This is a genomic window from Ruegeria sp. CH6, from assembly GCF_056537005.1.
This window is the reverse complement of the sequence record NZ_JBQFQS010000002.1, coordinates 479,801-504,497: the sequence shown is the minus strand read 5'-3', so window position 1 is coordinate 504,497 and position 24,697 is coordinate 479,801. Positions and strand designations below refer to the sequence as shown.

The window sequence follows — 24,697 nt, the reverse complement described above, 5'->3', positions numbered from 1 at the left end:
CTCGCCTTTCCGGTTTTACCAACCCAGAACACCTATGGAAAAGTTCTGATACATGCCCCAGAGCGAAGTGACCAGTATGGCAAACATGCCAATGATCTGTGTGTACAGTCTGCTGCGCGTCAGCGCCTTGGAAACGATCTCCAGCGTCATCTCCTGTTGCTGCAGGCGACGCGCCATGGAAACGTTGATCAATGCCACGATCGTCATCGGAAACAGCAACAGAAAAACGGCCTGTGCAAACTCCACGTGATAGTAAAACCCCATCACGGCAAGGCCTGAGAAAACAAAGCTGGTCAAAGCAAAGATAACCGCGCCCGAGATATCCACGATATAGAGTATCCGATTGGCGTTGATCCGAACGATGTCCAATAGGTCGATTTCGGCTTGCCCGCCGATCCGGCGCGCGCGCACAAGCAGATCATAAGGCACCCCCATAACCCAGTGGCTGGCCGAAGACCAAACGACAGCAAGTACAATCCAGAACCACAGATTCGAGAAACTGCGCATGTCGATGATCTCGAAAATCGTAGCGTACCAGTCCAAACCCAGTCCTTTATTCAAAATCCTCAGTGGGTTCTATCGGACTGGCGCGTCCATTGGTACCCTTGAGACCACGGCAAATTCATGCCACCCAATGCGCGATTGTTCAAGGAGAACGCGCCATGAAACCGACCAACGCCCCCTATCCTCTTGCCCGTTTTCGTCGCGCACGTCAGTCCGAGGCGATCCGGGGCCTGGTTCGTGAAAACACGCTGACAGTGGATGATCTGATCTGGCCGGTGTTTGTGCGTGATGGCGAGGGTGTGGAAGAGCCCGTCCCATCAATGCCAGGAGTGATGCGCCGTTCGGTAGACCTGATCGCAAAGGCCGCTGTCGAGGCTCAGACGCTAGGCATTCCCGCAATCTGCATTTTTCCTTACACCGACGCGTCGCTGAAAACCGAAGATTGCGCGGAGGCATGGAATCCCGAAAACCTGTCGAACCGCGCCATCCGCACCATCAAAGAAGCGGCCCCCGACATCGCTGTTATGACAGATGTTGCGCTCGATCCGTACAACATCAACGGTCATGATGGTTATGTTGTTGATGGAGAGATCGTTAACGATCAGACCGTCGAAGCGCTGGTGAAGATGACGCTGGCGCAGGCCGAAGCCGGAGCCGACATTATTGGCCCTTCGGACATGATGGATGGCCGTATCGGCGAAATGCGCCGGGCGCTTGAGAGTGCAGGCCACCAGAATGTGATGATCCTCAGCTATGCAGCCAAATATGCCAGCGCCTTTTATGGACCTTTCCGTGATGCTGTGGGGGCTTCGGGCGCGCTGACCGGCGATAAGAAGACCTACCAGATGGACCCGGCCAACTCGAACGAAGCACTCCGCCTGATCGAACGCGATCTCACCGAGGGTGCCGATATGGTCATGATTAAACCCGGCATGCCATATCTCGACATCTGCCGGCGGGTCAAAGACACGTTCGGCGCACCGACATACGCCTATCAGGTTTCAGGTGAATTCGCGATGATCCGCGCTGCGGCACAGAACGGCTGGATCGACGGAGAAAAGGTCATGTTAGAAAGCCTGCTTGCATTCAAACGCGCTGGCTGTGACGGCATCCTAACCTATTTCGCCCCGGAGGTTGCCAAGATCCTTCAGAGGTAAAACCCCAAACTATCGCAATTTTTCGCCGATTGCGCCGACTTGCCGGGCAGCTTTCCCGTGACATGGAAAGGCAATCGGCGTATTCTTGCACACAAGATCGGGATCACCCGACAAATCAGGCACTCTACAGAGACAGGAAACATGAGCAGTTCCCAATCCCCACGACTTAGCCGTCGCGGCTTTGCTTTTGGCATGGCCAGTCTAACCGTAACCGCAGCTTGCGGAAATGGCGTCGGAAACTCGAACGCAGCCACGATTGACGCTCGCGTCGATGCCACGCTGAATGAAATGTACAGCAAGTACCCCAACACGGTCGAAATCGCCAACAAGGCGAACGGCATGCTGGTCATGCCGCTGATCACCGAGGCTGGTTTCATCTTTGGTGGTGGCTTCGGCCAGGGCGCACTGCGTATTCAGGGCGCAACGGTCGACTACTATTCGGCGGTGAAAGGCACAGCCGGCCTGCAGATCGGCGCGCAGCAATACGCGCATGTTCTGTTCTTCATGACCGAAGATGCGCTTAACGAATTCCGCCGCTCCAGTGGTTGGACCGCGGGCGCTGATATTGGTTATGTCGTTGATGCGACAGGCAGCACACTCTCGACCACCACCACCACGCTGCGTACGCCGGTTGTGGCCGCCATTTTTGGTCAGGCCGGATTGCTATTCGGCGCCACCGTCGAAGGCACCAAATACACACGCATCATCCCCTAAACACGAAACGAGCACCCCCGTGCAGACCTCGTCACACGCAGTTCGGCAGTGGCGAGGTCTTTTTGTTTTCTACTAAGATTCTCGGGCTGTTCCTCTTTCGGTCATGCGCGCCATGATTTAACCTCAGCGCAATCTGAAATGAACGATTTGGTAAGGTGCCGATGGGTCTTGTCTTTCGCTGGCTGATGCGTATTGCCTCGGGTCTTATCCTGTTGTCTCTGGCCGCTATCGGGCTGGCCTATTTTTTGGCCAATCAATCCCTGCCGGATTACAATCAAACTCTTGAGGTTAAAGGGCTTAACGCACCGATTGAAATCGTGCGCGACACCGCCAACGTCCCACATATCCTGGGTGAGAATGACCCCGATGTGTTCTTTGGCCTCGGCTATGCCCATGCACAGGATCGCCTTTGGCAAATGACAGTTTTGCGCCGCACGGCGCAGGGCCGCCTGTCAGAGGTTTTTGGTCAGCGAACAATCCACATCGACAAGCTGTTGCGACGTCTGGACTTGTATGGCCTGGCCCACAGATCAGTCGAGGTTCAGGACGACTACACCAAAGCCGCGCTTCGGGCTTATTCGGCAGGGGTCAACGCACGTCTTGACGAAATAAACGAGATGGCGCTGGGCCGAGGCGCGCCCGAGATGTTCCTTTTCAACGCTCCGGTTTCACCCTGGCAGCCCGGTGACAGCATTGCCGTAATCAAGTTGATGGGGCTGCAACTATCGGGCCATCTTGAGGACGAAGTGCTACGTGCCAGAACTTCGTTGATGCTGAATGATCCGGCTCGACTGGCGGATATCCTTCCAAATGTTCCCGGCCCCGGAATTGCAGCGCTGCCGGAATACGCTTCGTTGTTTCCGGGCTTGCCGCAATATGCAGCCGGAACCCCAATGCCCGACACGCCGCTATCGCCATTTCCCAAACGCGGTTTGGCTGGCGCTTCCAACGCGTGGACGGCGGCACCCTCCAGATCGGCCAGCGGTGGAACACTTTTGGCCAACGACCCGCATCTGGGCTTTACGGCACCCGGCGTCTGGTATCTTGCCCGGCTTGAACTGGCCAAAGGCGGTGTAATCGGTGCAACGATCCCCGGCATACCCGCCGTTATGACTGGTCGCAGCGACCGTCTGGGATGGGGGCTGACATCGTCCTATCTGGATGACCAGGACGTTCACATCGAAAAGCTAAACCCTGAAAATCCGGAAGAATACCTCACACCGGAAGGGTTCAAGAAATTCAGAACACGCCCTTCGATCATTGATATCAAAGGTACCGCCCCGATCACGTTGACCTTGCGGTGGACCGAGAATGGCCCGGTTCTGCCCGGCAGCCACTATAACCTTGAAACGATCACACCTCCGGGTCATGTGGCCTCATTGTCCTGGACTGCACTCAGCCCGCGCGACACATCGATGACCGCATCGATGGCTTTGATGAATGCCGATAATGTCCGTCAGGCAATCTCTGTGGCTGAGGATTTCATCGCACCTTCGCAGAACCTGTCTTTGGTCGATACGAACACCATTGCGATGAAACTGATCGGCGCGATGCCCAAGCGCGATCTCAACAATCAAAGTCGCGGGCGTATTCCAACACCTGGTTGGCTGGCCGAGAATCGTTGGCAGGGCCGCCTGCCCTATGCAGACAACCCGGAATTTGTCGCACCGGCTGGCGGTGTTCTGGGCAACACCAACAACAAGATCATCGACCGCCCATTTCCTGATCATGTGTCCTATGAATGGGGCGATACGCAACGTGTGCATCGGTGGGAGCGTCTGATGCAATCCCGCGAAGTTCACACGCGCGACAGCTTTATCGAAGCGCAGCTTGATACCGTCAGCTTCACTGCTCGCTCTTTGCTACCGCTCATCGGCGCAGACCTTTGGTTCACCGGTGCTTCCGCGCCCGAAGGCACGATCGAACGGCAACGTCAGGTCGCGTTGGGGCTTCTGGCGGAATGGAACGGCGAGATGAATGAACATCTGCCGGAACCTTTGATCTATGCTGCGTGGTTGCGAGCCCTGCAAATACGGTTGATCTCGGACGAGCTCGGTCCGCTGGCCAATGAATACAAGCATGTTGAGCCATTGTTCATCGAGCGTGTTTATCGCGATATCGATGGGGCTTCGGTCTGGTGTGACGTTCGACAAAGCGCGCCAGTGGAAACCTGCACCGATATGGCGCGACTGGCGCTGGACGATGCCCTGATCTGGATTTCCGAACGCTACGGTGGTTCGCTTGAATCTCTGCGCTGGGGCGATGCTCATCAGGCGACGCATGATCATCCGGTACTTGGTTCTGTTCCTGTCCTTCGGTACTTCGTCAACATCCGCCAGTCGACCAGCGGCGGAGACAACACCCTGTTGCGCGGCCGGACATCCGGCACCGGACCGGACCCGTTCCAGAACGTACACGGCGCAGGATATCGCGGCGTTTACGATTTTGCAGACCCGGACAGCTCGGTATTCATTACGGCAACCGGGCAATCCGGCCACTTCCTTTCCCGCTATTACGACGATCAGGCTCAGCTTTGGCGACGTGGTGAGTACATTCCGATGTCGCTCGATCTTGATCTTGCGCGCGCTGCAGCAGTGGGTGTCACCGTCCTCAATCCGCGATAATCCGCGACATGTCGGCAATTCCCCGCCCCCAATCCGGGGCGGCGTGGACGAGTACCCGCGTTTTCGAATAGCATCGACAGCGCTGACGCACCGACATCAAGGGGGAAATTCGTGGGCAGCGTTCGTGATACCCTGAACAATCTGGCACGTGACTATGCTATAGCATGGAGTTCCGGCGACCCTGACGCCGTAGCCGCGTTCTTTGCGCCCGATGGCGAGATCATCATCAACCGAGGTGAACCGCTGCAGGGACGCGCGGCAATCGCCGAGATGGCGCGAGGCTTTCACTCAGATTTCCCCGATCTTGAAGTGCGGTGTGACATGCTGCGCTGGGCTGGCAGCCATGCCATCTTTGTCTGGACCCTTGAGGGGCACCATGCCGAAACCGGAAATCGCGTTGTGACACGCGGCTGGGAGGAATGGGAGCTTGGCCCGGACCATAAAATCCTGTCATCGCTGGGATGGTTCGATGCCGAGGACTATCAACGCCAAATTGACGGGCAGTGACTAACTTGAAAGCCTTATTCAGCCTTCAGTATCTCCGCTCGTGATCGAGTATTCCCGAGGGATACCTTCTGTTACCTTAAACCAATCAGATGCTTTGGTGCGGTTCTGATGTTCCTCGAAAGCCTTCTGGCTTTCAAAGATTTCTGACACATTGAAGCGACCAGTGTGTGCCGCATCCTCGACAACCTCAAATGAGATGCAGCCCCTCTCAGCACGGGTCAAAGAGATATGCTTCGGCAACGCAGCCCGCACCTGTTCCAACCTGTCGCGCGGCACATCCAGAAAGCCGGTCAGAAATACCTTGGCAGTTTCAGCACCCGTCACCGTTCATACCTCCACGCATCGTCGCCGTCGTTGTTCGGTTACAAACCGATCAAAGCCCGCGGAAATGAGCCGCCTGTTTGTCAGTCCATAAAACGGTGATCTCGAATCCGCTTTCCGTTTGCTCTTCCGACCGCACAACATCCTGACGGAATAGCCAGGCACGTTTGTCGCCCTGAGAGAAGTCCAGTGTCAGCTTCTCTTCATGCCGCACGCCTTGCAGCTTGGTCGCAATCTCTGCCAGTAAAGGCTCGACACCTTCGCCGGTCACGGCGGATATCGAGAAAATTTCCGGATCACGGTCAGAACGGGCCAGCGCACCGGCGCGATCCTCATCCGACAGCAAATCGATCTTGTTCCAGACTTCCAACCGCACACGCGTATCATCCACGCCGAGAGAGGTCAGGATGGTTTCAACATCCCTCGCCTGCTCTTCGGTTTCCTCATGATTGATATCACGAACGTGTATGATCAGGTCAGCGCCAAGCACCTCTTCCAAGGTAGCCCGGAAAGCCGCCACCAGCTCGGTCGGCAAGTTGGAAATGAAACCCACCGTATCGGACAGGATAACCTCGGGACCATCGGGCAGTTCAACTCTGCGCATGGTCGGATCGAGCGTGGCAAACAACATGTCCTTGGCCATGACTTCGGCACCGGTCAGGCGGTTGAACAAGGTGGATTTTCCTGCGTTCGTGTATCCGACAAGCGCCACGATTGGATAAGGTACCTTTGCCCGCGCAGCGCGATGCAACGTCCGCGTTTTGACCACCTTCTGCAGCTGGCGCCGGAGGCGGACGAGTTGTTCATCAATTGCGCGACGGTCGGCTTCGATCTGCGTTTCACCCGGACCACCCACAAATCCTAGCCCACCCCGCTGTCGTTCCAAGTGGGTCCAGGCGCGCACCAGTCGCGTTCTCTGGTAGCTCAGGGCTGCCATCTCGACCTGCAGCACACCTTCACGGGTACGCGCACGATCCGAGAAAATCTCCAGGATCAATCCAGTCCGATCGAGAATCTTGACCTTCCAGGCCTTTTCCAGATTGCGCTGCTGAACTGGTGTTACGGGGCCATCAATCAGAACCAGTTCAATCTCATTCTCATAAAACCGTTCACCCAGTTCCTCGATCTTGCCGCTGCCGAACAATAGACCCGGCTGCGCGCGTTGCAGGCGCACAATCTCGGACCCGATCACATCCAGATCGGGCAACGCGGCAGCCAGTGCCACCGCTTCTTCCAGCGCCGGTTCAGGGACACGGCGCTGTTCATCTGATTTGATTTCGGGATGCAGCACCCAAGCCCGGGTGCGCGCCCTATCGTGTTCCATCAAGAGGCGTCTTCGCCCTCATACAGGCTGATCGGCTGCGATGGCATGATTGTCGAAATCGCGTGCTTGTAGACCAACTGCGACTGTCCGTCGCGGCGCAACAATACGCAGAAATTGTCGAACCAGGTGATCACACCCTGCAATTTGACGCCATTGATCAGGAAAATGGTGACCGGGACCTTTGCTTTCCGTACATTATTCAGGAACGCATCCTGAAGATTCTGTCTGTCCGAAGCCATATTTTATTATCTCGCCGTTGTTCTTGCTACGCGCTGCGGACCAACGCGCTCCCTCTGCGTGAGTATGGAGTGGTGCGCAAAGATATTCCAGATGAAAAATCAGGCACTAGGATAAGCCAGTGCAAGCAGATCACCCTCGCCAAAGTGCCGGTGTGATCAACGCGATGATCGCCAGTGTTTCCAAACGCCCAATAACCATCGCCGCGCACAGCGTGAGTTTGGCCCCCGCAGACAGATCAATTAGCCGGATCGGTACATCAGTCGCCAACTCGATCAGGGGTCCGGTTGTACTGAGTGCTGCCACGCTCAGGACCATCGCCTGTTCGAATCCCACGCCCATTGCTGCCAGCAGAACATCAAACAGACCCAGCGTGATCGCGAACATCATCAGGAAGATCCATGCGATGAAGGCACCATCGCTCTGAATCCGACGATTGCCACCCCCTGCACCGCTAACGGATGAGGGATAGATCAGACGGTCAATCTCACGCGCGCCATTCAGATACAACGCATAGACTCGCAATAACTTGACCCCACCAGCAGTGGTCGCCACCCCGCCACCGATCAGCGCAAGACCCATCAGCACCAAGCCGGGCGTTCCCAGCCCCGAAAGTTGCTGGGCATCATTCCAGTTTGCACTTTCAAAGCCAGCAGTGGTGAGGAACGACATGACGGTAAACACCATCCCCCAGATCACAAACAGGGCCTGCCCGGCATCCATCTGGCCACCAATCTCACTCACCCCGGCCAGAACCCGGAAAAACAAAAGCAGCGCGACAGCGATAACAATCATCAGACCAATTCGAAACTCGGGGTCTTTATCAAGTCTTGAATAGCCCGATGCAGCGGTGTCGGTGGAAAACGTCAGTCGCGACAAGGCGAAGAACAGGAACAGAAACAGAATTGCCTCACCAGTGAACCCGGCAGTCGATCCCTCCAGCCCGCCGACCGGAGAAATTCCCGATGTCGCCATGACCGACATCGCATGACAAATTGCTGTAAGCCCCTGCTCTCCTGCGACCAGCAGCAGGATCCAGATCACCGACGTCAGGCCTGCGTAGACAGGTGTTAATGTACGAGTCACACGGATCAGGCGACCGCGCGGATCAACCTTTTCGCTCTGAGCCACGCCCGAGACCGGTCGCCCCGGCTGACCCCGCGCGGTAATCTCGAATCCACCCAATGACAGCGGCGCAAGTATGGCTGCAGCAGATATCCACATCAGCAATCCGCCCAGCCATCCAACCAGTGCTCGCCATAAATGCAGGGGCGCAGTTAGTCGCGTCGGATCAGGGAACATGTCGGCGCCAGTCGTGGTCAGCGCACTGACCATGTCAAAGTAGGCATTCAGATATTTCGTGTTGCCCAGTGCATCATGCAGCGGCACTGCCAAAAACAGAGGCAGAACCGTAAATGATGCAAACAGCACGGCCAATTGTCCCAGCGTACCGCGCCTTGGTTCTCGGTTTGACATCGCCAATCCGATGACCGTGACAAAGAACAGTCCGACAATCCCTGAATAGAAGAACGAGCGTGAGGTGGGATGATCATCCAGGGCCAGCGCATAGATCGCAGGAATCCACATCGCCAGAGACGCAAATCCCCAGATCAGCAGAAACAGCGGCAATCGCCGCATCAATCCGAGCTGCTGTTTGCGCGCGGTCACCATCAGAAGAAATCAATCGAAACCTGCATAAGCCGCTCGACCTCAGGCACGTCCTTGGCCATGGCAAAGATTGCGACGACATCCTTTTCATCAATGCGCAAACTGCCTGTCGGCCTCAGAACTTCATCGCCTTTACGCACAGCTCCCACCAGAACACCTTCGGGGAAGTCAATATCGCGTAGTTTTTGCCCAGCCATAGGTGATGTCGAAAGTACTTCTGCCTCGATCACTTCGGCTTCGGCATCCCCGATGGAATAAACCTGACGCACGCGTCCATGACGGATGTGACGAAGGATCGAGCTGACAGTGGTTGCACGTGGATTGATATAGGCATCAATTCCAAGCGGTCCCATCAACGCCACCATGCTGGGATCATTGATCAGTGCAATCGCCAGAGCGCATCCTTCCGCCTTGGCGCGAACGGCCGCCAGCATATTGGTCCGGTCGTCATCCGTGACCGCCAACATCGCATCGGCCCGTTCTATACCCGCTTCGCTCAGAAGCGCAGCGTCCAGCCCGTCGCCATTCAGGACAATCGTTCGTTCCAACGCCTCAGCAGCCACTTCAGCACATTTACGGTCGCGTTCGACCACTTTGGCCCGGACCCGACTTTCGCGTTCCTCCAAAGTGCGGGCAACCTCGAGCCCCACATTACCGCCGCCGACGATTACGACGCGGTCCTGTTTCTTTTGGGCCTTACCAAAGACCTCCATCGTTCGGTCGACATCTTTGACGTTGGTGAAGACATAGCATTCATCGCCAACAAACAGCTGATCCTCGGATTCAGGGGCAAACAATGACCCTTCACGACGCACGCCCACCACAATCGAACTGAGTGTCGAGAACAGATCTGTCAGCTGCCTCAGCGGTGTATTCACAATCGGGCAGTCTTCGTCCACGCGAATGCCAAGTAACTGTGCCTTACCGTCCATGAAAATTTCGGTATCGAACGCTGATGGCGCGGACAGGCGACGCATCGCGGCAGCCGCAACCTCGCGCTCAGGGCTGATCACCACATCAATCGGCAGATGATCTCGGCGATAAAGATCCGAGTGAATCGCTTCGAGGTAAGATTTGGACCGCAAACGCGCAATCTTACGCTGGATGGAAAACACCGAATGCGCCATCTGGCAGGTGACCATATTCACCTCGTCCGAATGGGTTGCGGCGATGATCATGTCCGCATCGCGCGCACCTGCCTTGTCCAGCACGTCCGGATAGCTGGCGAAGCCTGCGATTCCCTGTACATCCAGCGTTTCTGTCGCGCGACGCACCAGATCGGGATTGTTGTCCACAACCGTTACGTCATTCAACTCGCCCGAAAGGTGCCGTGCAATCTGCCAGCCAACCTGACCAGCACCGCAAATGATGACCTTCATGTTTTTGGCCCTTCTGCCTGAATTCTTTGAATGACAGATGCCCCCAAAACGGTCAATTGAATTGTCATGGACAGACAGGTGAGGCAAGATAAGCATATGAAAACAGTGCTTCGTTTGCTTATCCCCCTGATGGTGCTCGCCTCGTGCGGCCCGCTTTCGCTGTATTATCGCGAAGGTGAATCCGTATCTCGTATGCAAACGGAAACCACGCAATGTCAGGTGCAGGCGCTCAAGGACGCACCGGTAGCAAACCAGATCAGACAGAATCCACCGGTCTATTGGCCCGGCAGAACCTATTGCGATGGAAGAGGCTATTGCTATCGAACACCGGGTTGGTGGCAGCCCGGCAATGTTTACACAGTCGACGTCAACCAAGACTTGCGAAACACGGTCGAAGCACAATGCATGGCACAGAAAGGCTATCGCCCTGTCAGCCTGCCGCCCTGTAAATCTGGGGTGAAATCCAAGGTTGCGCCGGTTCGAACAACCAAGCTACCGCCACTCAGCAGCGCCTCATGTTTCGTGAAATTCGACGACGGTTCATTCCAAATCATCACGCCCGGACAAGCCGGATAGGTTTCCCGGAGTGGTCACTTAGCCCAAAGCGGCCAATGCACGCTTGCGTCGCTGCGCCAGTATGATGTGCAAAATGACTGCAGCTGCATAGAACCCAGCGACCGCAATAAACATTCCCGCCTCATCCACGCGCCAAAGCACCGCCAATAGGACCGGAGTGCCAAGCAGATTGCCCGCATTTCCCATCTGGGCCATCGCGCCATAGCTCAGCGCCTGATCCTCGGCGGCTTCATTCAGCTCTGGAACGGCTGCAAAACTGCCGCCCTGCACTAACCCAAGCACTGCAAACAACGCGATACAGATCAGTGCCAGCGGTGCCCCCACAAACAGGGAAAGAATGGCCACTATGCCCAGTCCAAAACCAAGATTGACCACGGTTACGCAAGAAAAAACTGTCAACAGGATCGGCACCAGCAACCATGACAAAACGATCCCGGCCAGCGGCATCAAGGCTGCGACTGACGCACCCTGCTCTTCTGGCAATCGCCCGGGCAGGATCGCCAGGAGTGATACGAAGGTCAGCGTGTAGAAAAACCATCCGAGTGCAGGGGCTGAGATAAATGGAGAGCGATACGTCCGCAGATGAGCGTCGACAAATGCGGATAGCCCCCAACTCGCGCCTTCCGGCGATCCTATACTTACCTTCAGGCGACATAAGCCAATCAATCCGGCCATCACCAACATGAGAGCACCGTGTAGAGCAAAGTAAGCGGGTAAACCGAACTGATCTACAAATGGCAGCCCGAACCAAGCATTCATCGCGAACGCTACGCCAAAGAAGGTACTCCACAACACCATCGCTACGTTTCGTGCTTTGCCTTGCGTGATCTGGGCGATCAGAGTTGGTGCGGCAACAACAATGGCCAGATGAGACAATCCCTCGACAACTCGGCTAGCCAACATCAACTGAAATCCGGGAAGCGTGGCCTGAACCAATGAGATCGCACCACCGAGCACGAGACCGGCAATCAACAGACGCACGGGCCCGACCCAACCGGTGATAGCCCCCGAAGTTGCACCCAGCACAGCACCCATCAGGCTGATGATCGACAACAGCCACCCAATCGCATCTGCATGTGCGGGATAAAGCAGGCCGACATCAGCAAATGGCACCGCGATCTTGGCGAACTGGGTTGCAGCACCCAGTCCCGCGCACCAAAGCAGAATGACCTGCAGGAATATTCGAAGCGATGGATTCATATGGCAGGTCTACAGCGTCCATCGGGCTGCAGGAACGCATAAATTATGCGCCGCTGATCCGAGCCCCGCTGACCAGCCGAACGGGCGTGCCATCCGATAGGTAAAGGCGCTCCCAAATGATCTGCCCGGCGCTGATCCTGATTTCATCATGCAGCGCTTCGGACGTCAGAAACGCTTTGGGCGCTGGTGTTTGCAGATCCCACCACCCTTCGTCTTTCAGTTCGGCCTCAGCTTGCTGAATTTCGTCTGTAGCGAACTGCCAAAGAGATACCCCTAGCAACGCACGCTGGCTGGTTTTCCAATCATTGGCGCGACTAGCCGAATATGCGAGGCAAATGTGGCTGGCTTCTTCTACCAGATGGATGCAGTCCGAGGAATTCATGACCAGTCGCTTGAGGGCAGCATCTTCCGATCTTGTTGGCCCCAGTGCCGTGAAAACCGCCTGCTGAACATGAGGGGCCGGCGTCTGCTGTCCATTCTCCCATCTCGAAATCGTGGTTTGGTCGACCTCAAGCAAGTCGGCAAGCGCCGACTGTTTCAGCCCGACAGAACGACGAAGCCGTTTGAGACGGCTTCCAAATGCGGGGTAACCCACCGTTTTGGCCATCCCGATCTCTGCCATATTTGCAACCATTGGTACCAAGCCTTTCGAAACGATGCAGGTGGGTGCAGCCATCAATCGAGTTGCACCAAACCTGATCGCGTAAAAGCCCGTCCAGTTACTCTGCTGGCTCGGGCTCATCCATATGCGCGACCCGCGCACCGGATTTGTTCGACGTGACAACACCCAGCGACTTAAGTTTGCGGTGCAGCGCACTGCGCTCCATGCCGACAAAGCTTGCGGTCCGACTGATATTGCCACCAAACCGGTTGATCTGGGTCAGCAGATACTCACGCTCAAATGCCTCGCGCGCCTCACGCAATGGCAGCGTGGCCAATGCACCGGACAGGACAACGCGGCCCGAGTCTTCGGCTTTTTCCTCTTCATTCGGCAATTCGCGTGCCTCAATCGGGCCAGTACCGTCACCAAGGATCAGAACACGCTCGATCAGGTTTTTCAGTTGCCGCACGTTTCCGGGCCAAGTCATCGTCTGCAACAGGGCGACCGCCTCGTCCGACAACTCGCGGATCGGCAGGCCTTGGGTTTCATTGCACATTTCGATGAAATGCTGCGCCAGAACCGGAATATCCTCGCGCCGTTCTTCCAGCGAAGGTACGGCTACCGGTACCACATTCAGACGATGGTACAGCTCTTCCCGGAACCGTTCGGCTGCAATCTCGTCATCAAGATCCCGGTTGGTCGACGAGATGACCCGCAGGTCTACCCGCACCTTGTCGGTTCCACCTACCCGCTGGAACTGCTGATCCACCAATACCCGCAGGATCTTGGATTGCGTTCCCAGCGGCATATCGGCCACTTCGTCAAAGTAGACGACACCGCCATGCGCCTCTTCCAGCAACCCGGATTCTACCCCGCGCTCTGAGGATTCGCGTCCAAACAGAACTTCTTCCATCCGTTCTGGCTCAACACCCGCACAATTCACAGTGACGAACGGAGCATTTGCCCGATTGGAATGCGCATGGATGTATCGCGCAGCAATTTCCTTGCCCGAACCGGCCGGACCGCTCAGCATCACGCGACCATTGGACTTCGTGACTTTGTCCAGCTGGCCCTGCATTGCACGGAACGAGGCCGATTTGCCGATCATGTCCGAGCTGCTGACCTCTTTCCGCTTGAGCGACGCGTTTTCGCGGCGCAGGCGCGAGGTTTCCATCGCGCGGCGGATGACCACCATGAGCTGGTCGATATTAAAAGGCTTTTCGATGAAATCGTAAGCGCCCTGCTTGATCGCAGCGACGGCAATTTCAATGTTGCCATGCCCCGATATGATCACCACCGGCACATCCGGGTTGTCGCGCTTAACTGCCTTGAGAATATCGATCCCGTCCATACGGCTGTCCTTCAGCCAGATATCAAGGATCAGGAGCCCTGGTGGCTCGGAGTTGATGGCGGCCATGCACTCGTCCGAGTTGCCAGCCAGGCGGGTGGAATAGCCTTCGTCCTCCAGAATGTCGGACACCAGTTCGCGAATATCGCGTTCGTCATCTACGATCAGAATGTCGCTCATCTTTGGCCTGCTTTCAGCTTGTTTATATCAATTGCCTGCTTATGTGGCGCGACGGCGGGGGAAATACTGGCCCCCGGCAAACGGATCACGGCCATCGCGCCAAAATGGTCCTGTCCGTCAAATACGGGCGCATCTTCCAACGTCAGCGCACCGCCATGTTCTTCGATAATTTTCTTCACGATGGGCAGGCCCAAACCGGTCCCCTCATCGCGTGTTGTCACATAGGGTTCGAACAACCGAGCCCTGTCTTCAGGTAGACCTATTCCGTTGTCTGCTATGGTGATTATGGTTCCAGCCTCATCGCTGGACACTACGACCTTGATTTGCGGCGCCAGATTATCGGGCGCTCCTTTTTCTTTCAGTGTTCCAATGGCTTCACCGGCATTCTTGATCAGATTCGTCAGCGCCTGATTCAGCATCGTCGCATCGACATCGGCAAGAATGGGCTCTTCAGGCAGATCTGCATCAATCTGAACATCCGGCTGCCCTGCCTGCTGCAATAGAACGGCCTCACGAACCAGATCAACCACATTCGCCTCGTGCCGATCCGGCTCGGGCATCCGTGCGAATTTCGAGAATTCGTCCACGATCCGGCGCAGGTCGTTGGTTTGCCGAACGATGACATCGGTCATCGACTCGAGGCTTTCGCAATCCTCCTCATCAAGCTTGCGAGAGAACTTGCGCTTGATCCTTTCTGCACTCAACTGGATAGGTGTCAGGGGGTTCTTGATCTCATGCGCGATGCGACGGGCAACATCCCCCCACGCGGCCATCCGCTGGGCGCTGACCAGATCGGTCACATCATCAAAGGCCACAACATAGCCTTCCAATCCGCCGTCTTCTCCACGACGTGTTGCCATACGGACCAGTAGATTTTCCAGCTGACCTTTGCGGGTTACTTTCACCTCGCCCTGAACAGCTTCTTGTCCGCCTTCAAGCAGAGATTCAAACAGCGGCAAAAATTCCGGGACGGCGATCCCGATCGCGAGATGCTGCTCACCCCCTGACCAGTCCAGCAAACGTTCAGCCGAACGGTTCACAAACGTAACACAGCCGTCGGGATCGACCCCTACAACACCAGATGTCACCGAGCTGAGCACCGAGTCAAACAAGCGCCTGCGGCGTTCAATCTGCCGCGTATTTTCAAGCAGTGTATCCCGCTGGCCCTTCAACTGGCGGGTCATCTGGTTGAAGTAGCGGCCAAGCATGGCGATCTCGTCGTCATTGGCCTCTTCGATCACCTGAACACTCAGATCGCCTGCCCCCACGCGCTGAGCCGCTGTGGTCAGGCGCCCAACGGGGCGCGACAGGCGTTCGGCAAACCACATGCCCAGCGACATAGCCGCAAGGATCAGGATCAACGCAAATCCAAGGTACAAAAGACCGAACTCGAACAGCACCCTGCCCCGTTCACTCTCAAGTTGCTGGTAGAACTGTGCGGTTTCTTTGGTGTCGTCCAGCAAAGTCAGCAGCTGGCCGTCCACATCGCGACTGACGTAAAGGTACCGGTCGAGGTAGGCTTTCAAAGGAACCAGTGCGCGAAATTCATTGTTCGACCAATCCGCGATAATCAGCAGGCCTTTGTCGTCTGCCTCAACTATCTGTTCAGGCGTCGGGGGTTCGAAATTAAACAGATAGGAACGGTCTCCACGGGACCGAATCTCGCCACTACCGTCGATGACATAAGCCTCACGCAAACCACGCTGGATTTGCGCCTGCCCTTGCGCCAGAACCTCGCGCAGCTCTGCATCTGAAATATAGAAATCCAGCGTTCGTGCATTATCAAGGAATCGAGCAAGCACCGTCGCGTCCTGCGTCAAACCCTGTCGGTGCTCCAGTTCATAGGCCTCGGCAGCCGTCAACGACGAACCCACCACCTGCCTGACGCGATCTGAAAACCAGCCTTCAAGGCCAATGTTCACCGTCAGCCCGGCAAATATTGCCACTGTTACCGTCGGCACCAGCGCAAGCAGCGTAAATGCACCGATAAGACGCAGGTGAAGCCTTGATCCCGCTGATTTTGCGCGCCGCGCGGCGATAAGACTGCCCAATTGCCCTAGAACCAGCGCAGCGACCACCAGCACGTAAACGAGGTCGGCAAGGAGAATCAGACGCAATGTCGGCGCAGTCGCGCCCAGATCGAACGGTCCGATTACGAGGTACGTGGCCAATGCAAGCGCAGGTCCAAGAACCACAAGGCCCAAGGTGCCGAAATTGCGCATCTTTCGGGACTTACGCCACCGATTAATCGATAGAATTGGCCGGTTCTGTGCCCGGGTTGCCACCGTCTGCCCTCATCCTGATGTGCCGCTCTCGCGGCTTACCGCCATATATCGTGGTCCTTGCCGGGTACGAACCCGGATGCCACGGTTTGTGTGGCGATATTACATCAGTTTGCGTCGGCGTGTCACCTGAATATCGAGATCTGTAATCTTTTTGCGCAGCGTATTTCTGTTGATCCCCAGCAAATCGGCACATTTCGCCTGATTTCCGCCAGTTGCCTCAAGTGCAATTTCGATCAGAGGGGCCTCAACCTCGCGCAAAATGCGTTGGTACAAACCCGGCGGGGGAAGAATGTTGCCGTGAAGATCGAAGTAACGCCGCAGATGACGCGCCACCGAAGACGACAGTTTTTCCCGCTCACCGTCCCCCAGAACCGGTTCAGCTTCGGGCTGGCTGCCCAATACCATTTCCACCTCGGCCTGCGAGATTTCGTCAGCGCGGCTAGTCAGGCTGAGCCTGCGAATGGCATTTTCCAACTGACGTACGTTTCCAGGCCACGAGTAGCGGCGCACCAATTCCACAGCCTCAGGACTGAGCCAACGTTTTGTACCGCTCTCACGCTCTTCCCGTGACAGGAAGTGCTCAGCCAGAAGCGTGATGTCATCCACTCGCTCTCGCAGGGATGGAACATGAACCGTGGCCCCACACAAGCGATAGTACAGGTCCTGGCGAACCCGACCGCTTTCCATCGCTTCAGTCAAATCGGTCTGGCTGGTCGCCATAAAACGCGGAACATGATCGCCGGGCGTATCCATCATTCGCACGATACGCGCCTGCACTTCGTCATCGATATCAGCGATCTCATCAATCAACAGCGTCCCGCCACGAACCCGCGCCATCACGCGCGCCGGTCCTTCCAGATCCCGCAAATCAGCTGCCGTTGCAGTTACAAACGGCAATGTACGCCTGTCAGAGAAATCGTGAATAGCACGCGCAATCAGTGATTTACCCGTCCCACTTTCACCAGAAATCATAACTGACAGATCAGTATTCATCACCCGTGCAACCAGACGATACAGCGCCTGCATGACCGGCGTACGGCCAACCAATGGCAGTTCATCAGGGCTGTCTACGCGATCATCGGCTGCTTCGGGATGGGCGCGCTGTTTCTGCTCAAGCGCACGCGCTGTTCGCTTCATCAAATCGGGCAAATCAAACGGCTTGGGCAGATAGTCATAGGCATCTGCCTCAGCCGCTTGAATCGCCGTCATGATCGTGTTTTGGGCCGAGATCACGATAACCGGCAACCCGGGTCGATCCTGAGAGATTTTTGGCAACATCTCCAAACCGTTACCATCTGGCATGACAACGTCCGAGATTACGACATCCCCTTTGCCCTCACCTACCCAACGCATCAGTGTGGTCAGCGAAGATGTTGCATGCACTTTGCACCCCGCCCGCGTCAGGGCCTGTGTCAGAACGGTGCGGATCGTGCGATCATCATCTGCAACCAATACTGTACCATCCATCAGGTGCTCTCCTTTGTTTGCCGATTACGGCTCTATTGTTCGTGACGCGGTGCCCGCCGCAGTGACAGTTTGAAAACGGTTCGGCCCGGAACGGATTCCGCCGAAATCCAACCATCGTGGTCGGAGATGATCTTGCTGACCAATGCGAGACCCAAACCCGTGCCATTTTCTTTGCCTGAAACAAACGGGTCAAAAATATCGCTTATGATATCTTCGGACACGCCCGGTCCATCATCTATGATCTCAATCTGCAATGGCAGCGAGTGCCCCGATCCATCGCTGCGCCGCAAACGGAACGAATGCTCGAAATACGTGCGCAGGCGGATGGTACCACCGCCGGCACCCGCGGCTTCTGAAGCGTTCTTCAGAAGGTTCAGCACAACTTGCAGAAACTGATCCGGATCACCGTAGGCCAATGGCAACGAGGGATCATAATCCTCGATGATCGTCATATCAGCGCCAAATCCCAGCAACGCAGATCGACGTGCGCGGTCCAGAACGTCATGAATGTTAACTGGCTTGAAGTCGGGCCTAGACAGGTTTCCAAATTGCTCAACCTGCTCCAGAAGCTTCACGATCCTACGGCTCTCTTCGACGATAAGATCTGTAAGTTCAAGGTCTTGAGGCGCAATATTCATGCTCAACAACTGAGCCGCACCCGTGATCCCGGCCAAGGGATTCTTGATCTCATGCGCCAGCATCTCGGCCATGCCAATCGCCGATTGCGCCGCGGATTTAACGGTGTTTCCCCGCGTCATCCGCCCGGCCAGTTCCCGGGGAGAAATGATCATGATCATCGAACCGGGATGCCCGACCATCGGTGCGATCTGCAAAGCACATTGCAAAGGTGCGCGATTGCCCGATCCCACATCAACATCATTGACGAAAAGCGGTGTGCCCTGGTCTCGTGCCCTCAGGAACGCCTCCTCCAATGGGGCATCCACTGCGATCTGATCCCAAACCGGATGCCCAACAACGGATTTGCGGGAAGCATTCAGAAAGCCCTCAGCTGACGAGTTCACATCCGCGATGCGATCGTCGCCATCGATGATAAAAGCCGGAACCGGCAGAGAGGCCCAGATTTCCTGATCCGACGTCACGCCGCCACCTCTGCTTTGCAAGACAACGCATCCCCTAGCAGGTGCAATACCTCGTCAGTGTCTCGCGAGGTCAATACAGATCGGCGTAGCGCAGGTAGTGTCCCGGCCCCATCCATGTACCAGCCAAGATGCTTACGTGCGACGCGCAGGCCCAGATCGGTTCCGTAGAACTCTAGCATTGCCTGATAATGCGCGCGGACCATCTCGATCAGATCCTCACCCGACGGAATCTCTGGCGCAGGGCGACCGTAAAGATCGTGACAAATTTGCGCCAAAAGCCATGGCTTTCCTTGTGCGCCACGTCCGACCATCACACCGTCTGCGCCAGAACGGGTCAAAGCGGTGCGGGCCGCTTCGGTATCAATGATGTCTCCATTGGCAATCACCGGGATTGAAACTGCGTCTTTCACCGCTCGGATTGCCTGCCAATCTGCGCGCCCCTTGTAGAATTGACATCTGGTGCGGCCATGAATGGTGACCATGCGAATACCCGCATCCTGGGCCCTACGCGCCACGTCCGGGGCGTTCAGCAGATTGTCATCCCAACCCAGCCGCGTTTTCAGCGTGACCGGCACGTCCACGGCATCAACGACCGCCTCAATCAGGGTCAACGCGTGATCCGGCGTTTTCAACAGGGCAGAGCCTGAATACCCATTGGTGACCTTCTTGGCCGGGCAACCCATGTTAATGTCGATCACCCGCGCACCCCGATCAGCAACCTGTCGCGCAGCTTCGGCCATCCAGTGGGCCTCTCGCCCCGCCAGTTGTACGGCCGTGTTTTCCACGTCTGCCGACAGCTCAGCCCGCTCACGCACGCCGGGTTTGGCCTGCACCATTTCCTGGCTGGCGACCATTTCGCTTACGACCATCCCTGCGCCAAAGCGCATAACGAGATCACGAAATGGCCGATCCGTGATTCCGGCCATCGGCGCCAGCAGGACCGGCGGGTTCAGATCTTTGTCAGCGAGTTGCAGGGTCAACGTGCTTAATCCTTGGGCAGTTGCAGATTTGATATCGAATTCTGCGCATATGAACAACAAAACGGCGACCCGCAAGCCCGCAAAATCATCATATGCCTAATTTTTAGGCAGGTTTACGCAGGTGATTGCCTCTGCATTCACCGCCCCCTAAACAAAGCGCATCAAACAGGAGAGTTTTCGTACATGACCACCGCCGCCATAATCGTCGCCGCGGGACGCGGACAGCGCGCCGGAGGCGGCACGCCCAAGCAATGGCGAGCTCTGGCCGGGAAAAGGGTGGCCGATTGGACCTTGAGCCGGTTCAAAGGATTGGTGGATCATATTGTTCTTGTTCTCTCGCCCGACGATACCGAAGCATGGGAAGAATTCCGGGACAGCAATCTATTGCTGGCCTCCGGCGGTCATGATCGTGCGGGTTCCGTACGCAATGGATTGCAGGCACTGGCGGACAAGAGCGTCTCACAGGTTTTGATTCACGATGTTGCTCGCCCTTGCGTCAGCGAGGAAACCATCCGCAACGTTCTGGTGGCGCTGGAAACTCACGCCGCTGCCGCACCCGGCCTTGTCGTAACGGATGCGCTTTGGACGGGTGACGAGAACATGGTGACAGGAACGCAGGATCGTTCAGGCCTGTTTGCAGCCCAGACACCGCAAGGCTTCCGATATGATGCGATCGTCGCAGCACACACCGCACATCCGGGCGGAGCCTCAGATGATGTCGAAGTCGCACGTGCGGCAGGTATCGAGGTGGTGATCGTGCCGGGTGACGCAGACAATCTAAAAATCACAAGGCCCGAGGATTTTGCCCGGGCAGAACGCATAATGGGAACGGATATGGATGTAAGGTTGGGCAACGGGTATGACGTGCATCGTTTTGGCGATGGTGATCACGTGGTTCTGTGCGGCGTGAAGGTCCCGCATGATCGGGGTCTGCAGGGTCATTCGGACGCCGACGTTGGTATGCATGCGGTAACGGATGCTATCTACGGCGCCTTGGCGCAGGGCGATATCGGTCAGCACTTCCCGCCATCCGATCCACAGTGGAAAGGTGCTGCCAGCGAGATATTCCTGCGTCACGCGGTCGAGCTTGCCGAGCATATGGGCTATCGCATTTCCAATGTGGATTGCACGCTGATCTGCGAATACCCGAAGATTGGTCCCCACGCGCAAGAAATGCGTGAAGAAATATCCAGAATCATGGCGTTACGCGCCGATCAGGTGTCGGTGAAAGCAACAACATCCGAACGCCTAGGCTTTACCGGTCGCAGTGAGGGCATCGCTTCGGTGGCCACTGCCTGTTTGGTGAAATCATGAACGCGGCGCGCCTGGTCGGTACTGTCGGCGGCGTCGGATATCTGCGCCCAGCACCGGGGACTTGGGGGTCACTTGCCGCACTGCCTATGGTCTGGGTACTGCACACGATCGGAGGGTTTCCTCTGCTGGCTCTGGCAACCATCGCCGTTATAGTCGGCGGCATCTGGGCCACCGGTGTTATGACGGCAGGACAAGAGGATCATGACCCCTCGGAAATCGTGATTGACGAGGTCGCAGGCCAGTTCATCGCGCTTTGGGCAATTTCCTACCCGTCCTGGGCACATGGGATCGACATCACTGCCCTTTGGCCCGGTTGGGTTGCCGGTTTCATCCTCTTCCGCCTGTTCGATATCACTAAACCCGGTCCGATTGGATGGGCCGACCGGCGCGGCGACCCATTGGGTGTCATGCTGGATGATGTCATCGCCGGGATCTTCGCTGCGATTGGTGTCATGATCCTTGCAGCCATCGCACATGGAGTATTGGGCCTGTGACCGTAGCGGATCTGTTGGAACGCGCCAAAGCGTTGAAAGTCATGATCTCGACTGCGGAAAGCTGCACGGGTGGCATGGTTGCTGCAGCCCTGACAGACATCCCAGGCAGTTCCGCTGTCGTTGAACGCGGCTTCGTGACCTACACTAACACCGCCAAACAAGAGATGTTGGGGGTCAGCGCCGAGACGCTCGCCGACCATGGCGCCGTGTCCGAAGAAGTCGCCAGAGAAATGGCAGATGGCGCGTTGAGGCACTCGCAGGCACAGCTTTCGGTTTCGATCACCGGTATTGCCGGACCGGGCGGATCAGAGTTCAAACCCGAAGGCCTCGTTTGTTTCGGACTGGCCGTACAAGGGCACCCAACCAGAACAGAAACCGTCGAGTTCGGCGCACTCGGCCGGGATAGTGTACGCAAGGCTGCGCGCGATCACGCACTTGATCTGATCTCCAAGGGCCTTTCCGACATCGATTAAAAATCAGGCGACCGCCGCAATATTGCGCGGAAATTATCGCCATTTAAAAAAAGGGCGTCAAAACAGGCGCGTTTTAAGCTGCTCGCCTCTTTTTTCCTCGTCTCCTGTTCGCTTCAACGCTTCGCACCACCACTCACTTAGCGCCGGTTCGTGACTAAACGTCATGAGCCGGCGCAACTGAAGCGAAAGAGGAGAGCGGCCCATGAACGGAGCCGATACAGCCTGGATCATCGTCGCAACCGCGCTGGTCCTGTTCATGACATTGCCGGGATTGGCGCTGTTTTACGGCGGGCTCGTCCGGGCACGCAACGTGCTCAGCGTGTTCATGCACTGTTTTTCGATTGCCTGCCTGATGAGCATCTTGTGGCTGGTCGCCGGATACTCCATCGCATTTGGCGATGCCCAATCCGGAGTGTGGGGCGGCCTCGACAAGGCTTTCCTCAATGGCGTCGACGCAGACAGCTTGGCGGGAACCCTGCCCGAGGTTCTGTTCTTTGCCTTCCAGATGACGTTTGCCATCATCACCCCTGCACTGATCGTCGGAGCGTATGTAGAACGCGTGGGCTTTGGGTTTGTCCTGACCTTCTCGGGTCTTTGGATGCTGTTGTGCTATGCCCCCGTCGTTCATTGGATTTGGGGCGGAGGCATGTTGTCTGATGGCGGCATATTGGGTGAGATCGGCGTTCGCGACTTTGCGGGCGGTATCGTCGTCCATGAAACCGCTGGTCTGGCAGCCCTGATCATAGCTGTTATCCTTGGCCCGCGTCGCAACCGCACAACCCCACCACACAACCCCGGTTACGTCATGATCGGCGCGGCAATGCTGTGGGTGGGCTGGTTCGGCTTCAATGGCGGCTCGCAACTGGCCGCCGATGGTGGTGCTGCCATGGCAATGACCGTTACACACCTGTCAGCCGCCACTGCATCCCTGAGCTGGGCGCTGTGGGAGCGTATCAGGTTCGGTAAGGCCTCGATGGTCGGGCTCGTCACCGGCACGATCGCTGGTTTGGCGTCGATCACTCCGGCCTCAGGTTTTGTCGGACCGGTTCAGGCACTGATCATCGGCGCAGTGGCCGGTATCCTGTGTCAGGAAGCCGTCTATGTCATGCGCAACATGCTCAAGATCGACGATACTCTGGACGTATTTGCAGTACATGGCGTAGGTGGGATCTTCGGTACAATCATGATTGCACTGTTCGGCTTGGGAACCTGGACTGCACAGTTGGGCGGGCTGGTTATCGTGGGTGCCTTTACGGCAGTTGTCACGATTGTGTTGGTCAAGGTGGTTGCACTGATCACCCCACTTCGCGTAGACGCGGAGACCGAAACAAACGGGCTCGACCTCGCGGTACATGGGGAACGCGCCTACGATATGAGCAGCTAAGCCCACCTTGGCGTGCTCTACTGCCCGCAAGGGCACAAGCGGGTCTCTTGGGAGGCCCGCTTTTCTTTTACGCCGAACCCTCTCGACACCACCTGCAAGGACAGGCTATCAGCCCGCAACGCCATTTAGCCCAGAGGTCTTGCCATGATCCCCAGTTCATTTCCCGATAGCACCGAAATCGCCCGCCTGACCGCGCGGATGCTGCTGGAGATCAAGGCCGTACATTTCAATTCGCGTGAGCCGTTCACGCTGGCCTCGGGCCTGCCAAGCCCAACCTACATTGATTGCCGCAAACTGATCTCGTTCCCGCGCATTCGATCGACACTGATGGATTTTCTGACCGTCACGGTCATGCGTGATGCTGGGTTTGAGGCTTTCGATAACGTTGCAGGCGGTGAAACCGCAGGCATTCCTTTTGGCGCGCTGGTTGCAGAACGCATGGCACTGCCGATGACCTATGTGCGTAAAAAACCCAAAGGTTATGGCCGCAACGCACGGATCGAGGGCGAGATGAGCGAAGGTCAGCGTGTCCTGCTGGTCGAGGATCTGACCACCGATGGCGGCTCAAAATTGTCCTTTGTTGATGCGATCCGTGAAACCGGCGCGACCTGCGGCCATACCGCAGTGATCTTTTACTACGGCATCTTCCCGGAAACCGAAAAGACACTTGGCGATCACGGGGTGAAGTTGCACCACCTTTGCACATGGTGGGATGTGTTGGCCGAGGCAAAAGCACAGGGCGCCTTCGATCAGGAAACGCTGGATGGCGTCGAGGCGTTCCTGAACGATCCGCGTGGCTGGCAGGAAGCACACAAGGGCTGATGCTGCGAAAACTGTTTACCGATCGGAAACACTGATCT

23 protein-coding genes are annotated in these 24,697 nt (G+C 56.6%); 10 read left to right on the top strand and 13 right to left on the bottom strand.

Annotated features, from left to right (window positions below; genetic code table 11):
- Positions 1-15 precede the first annotated feature (15 nt).
- Positions 16-543, bottom strand: a complete 528-nt coding sequence (locus ACR0CW_RS06800) for a component of SufBCD complex (protein ID WP_170331078.1) — start codon at positions 541-543, stop codon at positions 16-18.
- Between the two features lie 119 nt (positions 544-662).
- Between ACR0CW_RS06800 and hemB the strand changes: the two genes are divergently transcribed.
- The 4 genes from hemB to ACR0CW_RS06780 all read left to right on the top strand — a co-directional run bounded on the left by hemB (position 663) and on the right by ACR0CW_RS06780 (position 5,506).
- Entirely contained in the window at positions 663-1,661 is a 999-nt protein-coding gene (gene hemB, locus ACR0CW_RS06795; RefSeq protein ID WP_480787241.1) for a porphobilinogen synthase, read from the top strand.
- 141 nt (positions 1,662-1,802) lie between these two features.
- Positions 1,803-2,375, top strand: a complete 573-nt coding sequence (locus tag ACR0CW_RS06790; RefSeq protein ID WP_480787240.1) for a lipid-binding SYLF domain-containing protein — start codon at positions 1,803-1,805, stop codon at positions 2,373-2,375.
- A 161-nt stretch (positions 2,376-2,536) separates the two neighbouring features.
- Positions 2,537-4,999, top strand: coding sequence for a penicillin acylase family protein (locus ACR0CW_RS06785; protein ID WP_480787239.1), 2,463 nt, complete (start codon positions 2,537-2,539; stop codon positions 4,997-4,999).
- 111 nt (positions 5,000-5,110) lie between these two features.
- Positions 5,111-5,506 carry an SgcJ/EcaC family oxidoreductase gene (locus ACR0CW_RS06780; RefSeq protein WP_480787238.1) on the top strand — a complete coding sequence of 132 codons (396 nt, stop codon included), beginning with the start codon at positions 5,111-5,113 and terminating at the stop codon, positions 5,504-5,506.
- Between the two features lie 18 nt (positions 5,507-5,524).
- Here ACR0CW_RS06780 and ACR0CW_RS06775 read toward each other — a convergent pair whose 3' ends face one another.
- The 5 genes from ACR0CW_RS06775 to trkA all read right to left on the bottom strand — a co-directional run bounded on the left by ACR0CW_RS06775 (position 5,525) and on the right by trkA (position 10,435).
- Positions 5,525-5,830: a putative quinol monooxygenase gene (locus ACR0CW_RS06775; protein ID WP_480787237.1), complete on the bottom strand. Its 306-nt coding sequence runs from the start codon at positions 5,828-5,830 to the stop codon at positions 5,525-5,527.
- A gap of 49 nt (positions 5,831-5,879) precedes the next feature.
- Positions 5,880-7,151 (bottom strand): GTPase HflX, encoded by a 1,272-nt coding sequence (hflX, locus tag ACR0CW_RS06770; protein ID WP_480787236.1) that lies wholly within the window; start codon positions 7,149-7,151, stop codon positions 5,880-5,882.
- The gene (gene hfq, locus ACR0CW_RS06765) at positions 7,151-7,390 is read right to left on the bottom strand and encodes an RNA chaperone Hfq (RefSeq protein ID WP_010440340.1); all 240 of its coding nucleotides are present in this window, start codon (positions 7,388-7,390) and stop codon (positions 7,151-7,153) included. The genes hflX and hfq overlap by 1 nt, the downstream gene beginning before the upstream one ends.
- A 130-nt stretch (positions 7,391-7,520) precedes the next feature.
- Positions 7,521-9,059, bottom strand: coding sequence for a TrkH family potassium uptake protein (locus tag ACR0CW_RS06760; protein WP_170330675.1), 1,539 nt, complete (start codon positions 9,057-9,059; stop codon positions 7,521-7,523).
- Complete coding sequence (trkA, locus tag ACR0CW_RS06755; protein ID WP_155147203.1) at positions 9,059-10,435, bottom strand: Trk system potassium transporter TrkA; 1,377 nt, start codon at positions 10,433-10,435, stop codon at positions 9,059-9,061. Before trkA ends, ACR0CW_RS06760 begins: the two co-directional genes overlap by 1 nt.
- A 96-nt stretch (positions 10,436-10,531) precedes the next feature.
- Between trkA and ACR0CW_RS06750 the strand changes: the two genes are divergently transcribed.
- Positions 10,532-11,011, top strand: a complete 480-nt coding sequence (locus ACR0CW_RS06750) for a hypothetical protein (protein ID WP_170330677.1) — start codon at positions 10,532-10,534, stop codon at positions 11,009-11,011.
- Positions 11,012-11,029: 18 nt separating this feature from the next.
- On the opposite strand, the gene ACR0CW_RS06745 is transcribed toward ACR0CW_RS06750, so the two are convergent.
- The 7 genes from ACR0CW_RS06745 to dusB all read right to left on the bottom strand — a co-directional run bounded on the left by ACR0CW_RS06745 (position 11,030) and on the right by dusB (position 20,172).
- Positions 11,030-12,211, bottom strand: a complete 1,182-nt coding sequence (locus ACR0CW_RS06745; RefSeq protein ID WP_480787235.1) for an MFS transporter — start codon at positions 12,209-12,211, stop codon at positions 11,030-11,032.
- 43 nt (positions 12,212-12,254) lie between these two features.
- The gene (locus ACR0CW_RS06740) at positions 12,255-12,887 is read right to left on the bottom strand and encodes a helix-turn-helix domain-containing protein (protein WP_480787234.1); all 633 of its coding nucleotides are present in this window, start codon (positions 12,885-12,887) and stop codon (positions 12,255-12,257) included.
- 43 nt (positions 12,888-12,930) lie between these two features.
- Positions 12,931-14,340, bottom strand: a complete 1,410-nt coding sequence (ntrX, locus tag ACR0CW_RS06735) for a nitrogen assimilation response regulator NtrX (protein WP_155147211.1) — start codon at positions 14,338-14,340, stop codon at positions 12,931-12,933.
- Entirely contained in the window at positions 14,337-16,562 is a 2,226-nt protein-coding gene (locus ACR0CW_RS06730; RefSeq protein ID WP_480787463.1) for a sensor histidine kinase NtrY-like, read from the bottom strand. Before ACR0CW_RS06730 ends, ntrX begins: the two co-directional genes overlap by 4 nt.
- A gap of 162 nt (positions 16,563-16,724) precedes the next feature.
- Entirely contained in the window at positions 16,725-18,092 is a 1,368-nt protein-coding gene (locus tag ACR0CW_RS06725) for a response regulator (protein ID WP_155147213.1), read from the bottom strand.
- 32 nt (positions 18,093-18,124) lie between these two features.
- On the bottom strand, positions 18,125-19,192 hold the full coding sequence (locus ACR0CW_RS06720) for a two-component system sensor histidine kinase NtrB (protein ID WP_480787233.1): 1,068 nt from the start codon (positions 19,190-19,192) through the stop codon (positions 18,125-18,127).
- Complete coding sequence (dusB, locus tag ACR0CW_RS06715) at positions 19,189-20,172, bottom strand: tRNA dihydrouridine synthase DusB (RefSeq protein WP_480787232.1); 984 nt, start codon at positions 20,170-20,172, stop codon at positions 19,189-19,191. The genes ACR0CW_RS06720 and dusB overlap by 4 nt, the downstream gene beginning before the upstream one ends.
- A 183-nt stretch (positions 20,173-20,355) precedes the next feature.
- On the opposite strand from dusB, the gene ACR0CW_RS06710 reads away from it, so the two are divergent.
- The 5 genes from ACR0CW_RS06710 (at position 20,356) to ACR0CW_RS06690 (ending at position 24,659) form a co-directional block, all read left to right on the top strand.
- Positions 20,356-21,486, top strand: coding sequence for a bifunctional 2-C-methyl-D-erythritol 4-phosphate cytidylyltransferase/2-C-methyl-D-erythritol 2,4-cyclodiphosphate synthase (locus ACR0CW_RS06710; RefSeq protein ID WP_480787231.1), 1,131 nt, complete (start codon positions 20,356-20,358; stop codon positions 21,484-21,486).
- On the top strand, positions 21,483-21,980 hold the full coding sequence (locus ACR0CW_RS06705) for a phosphatidylglycerophosphatase A family protein (RefSeq protein ID WP_480787230.1): 498 nt from the start codon (positions 21,483-21,485) through the stop codon (positions 21,978-21,980). Before ACR0CW_RS06710 ends, ACR0CW_RS06705 begins: the two co-directional genes overlap by 4 nt.
- Positions 21,977-22,453, top strand: coding sequence for a CinA family protein (locus tag ACR0CW_RS06700; protein ID WP_480787229.1), 477 nt, complete (start codon positions 21,977-21,979; stop codon positions 22,451-22,453). Before ACR0CW_RS06705 ends, ACR0CW_RS06700 begins: the two co-directional genes overlap by 4 nt.
- A gap of 202 nt (positions 22,454-22,655) precedes the next feature.
- On the top strand, positions 22,656-23,837 hold the full coding sequence (locus ACR0CW_RS06695) for an ammonium transporter (protein WP_480787228.1): 1,182 nt from the start codon (positions 22,656-22,658) through the stop codon (positions 23,835-23,837).
- A 144-nt stretch (positions 23,838-23,981) separates the two neighbouring features.
- A complete protein-coding gene (locus tag ACR0CW_RS06690) occupies positions 23,982-24,659 on the top strand; it encodes an orotate phosphoribosyltransferase (RefSeq protein ID WP_480787227.1) in 678 nt (225 codons plus the stop codon).
- The last annotated feature ends 38 nt before the right edge of the window (positions 24,660-24,697 follow it).

Bases quoted from the DNA above. Each gene is read 5' to 3' on its own strand.
- ACR0CW_RS06750 (WP_170330677.1), top strand. From the start codon at position 10,532: ATGAAAACAGTGCTTCGTTTGCTTATCCCCCTGATGGTGCTCGCCTCG.
- hflX (WP_480787236.1), bottom strand. From the start codon at position 7,151: ATGGAACACGATAGGGCGCGCACCCGGGCTTGGGTGCTGCATCCCGAA.
- ACR0CW_RS06790 (WP_480787240.1), top strand. From the start codon at position 1,803: ATGAGCAGTTCCCAATCCCCACGACTTAGCCGTCGCGGCTTTGCTTTT.
- ACR0CW_RS06760 (WP_170330675.1), bottom strand. From the start codon at position 9,059: ATGGTGACCGCGCGCAAACAGCAGCTCGGATTGATGCGGCGATTGCCG.
- ACR0CW_RS06785 (WP_480787239.1), top strand. From the start codon at position 2,537: ATGGGTCTTGTCTTTCGCTGGCTGATGCGTATTGCCTCGGGTCTTATC.
- trkA (WP_155147203.1), bottom strand. From the start codon at position 10,435: ATGAAGGTCATCATTTGCGGTGCTGGTCAGGTTGGCTGGCAGATTGCA.
- ACR0CW_RS06695 (WP_480787228.1), top strand. From the start codon at position 22,656: ATGAACGGAGCCGATACAGCCTGGATCATCGTCGCAACCGCGCTGGTC.
- ACR0CW_RS06710 (WP_480787231.1), top strand. From the start codon at position 20,356: ATGACCACCGCCGCCATAATCGTCGCCGCGGGACGCGGACAGCGCGCC.
- ACR0CW_RS06740 (WP_480787234.1), bottom strand. From the start codon at position 12,887: ATGGCTGCACCCACCTGCATCGTTTCGAAAGGCTTGGTACCAATGGTT.
- hfq (WP_010440340.1), bottom strand. From the start codon at position 7,390: ATGGCTTCGGACAGACAGAATCTTCAGGATGCGTTCCTGAATAATGTA.
- ACR0CW_RS06690 (WP_480787227.1), top strand. From the start codon at position 23,982: ATGATCCCCAGTTCATTTCCCGATAGCACCGAAATCGCCCGCCTGACC.
- ntrX (WP_155147211.1), bottom strand. From the start codon at position 14,340: ATGAGCGACATTCTGATCGTAGATGACGAACGCGATATTCGCGAACTG.
- ACR0CW_RS06705 (WP_480787230.1), top strand. From the start codon at position 21,483: ATGAACGCGGCGCGCCTGGTCGGTACTGTCGGCGGCGTCGGATATCTG.
- ACR0CW_RS06730 (WP_480787463.1), bottom strand. From the start codon at position 16,562: ATGCGCAATTTCGGCACCTTGGGCCTTGTGGTTCTTGGACCTGCGCTT.
- ACR0CW_RS06725 (WP_155147213.1), bottom strand. From the start codon at position 18,092: ATGGATGGTACAGTATTGGTTGCAGATGATGATCGCACGATCCGCACC.
- hemB (WP_480787241.1), top strand. From the start codon at position 663: ATGAAACCGACCAACGCCCCCTATCCTCTTGCCCGTTTTCGTCGCGCA.
- ACR0CW_RS06745 (WP_480787235.1), bottom strand. From the start codon at position 12,211: ATGAATCCATCGCTTCGAATATTCCTGCAGGTCATTCTGCTTTGGTGC.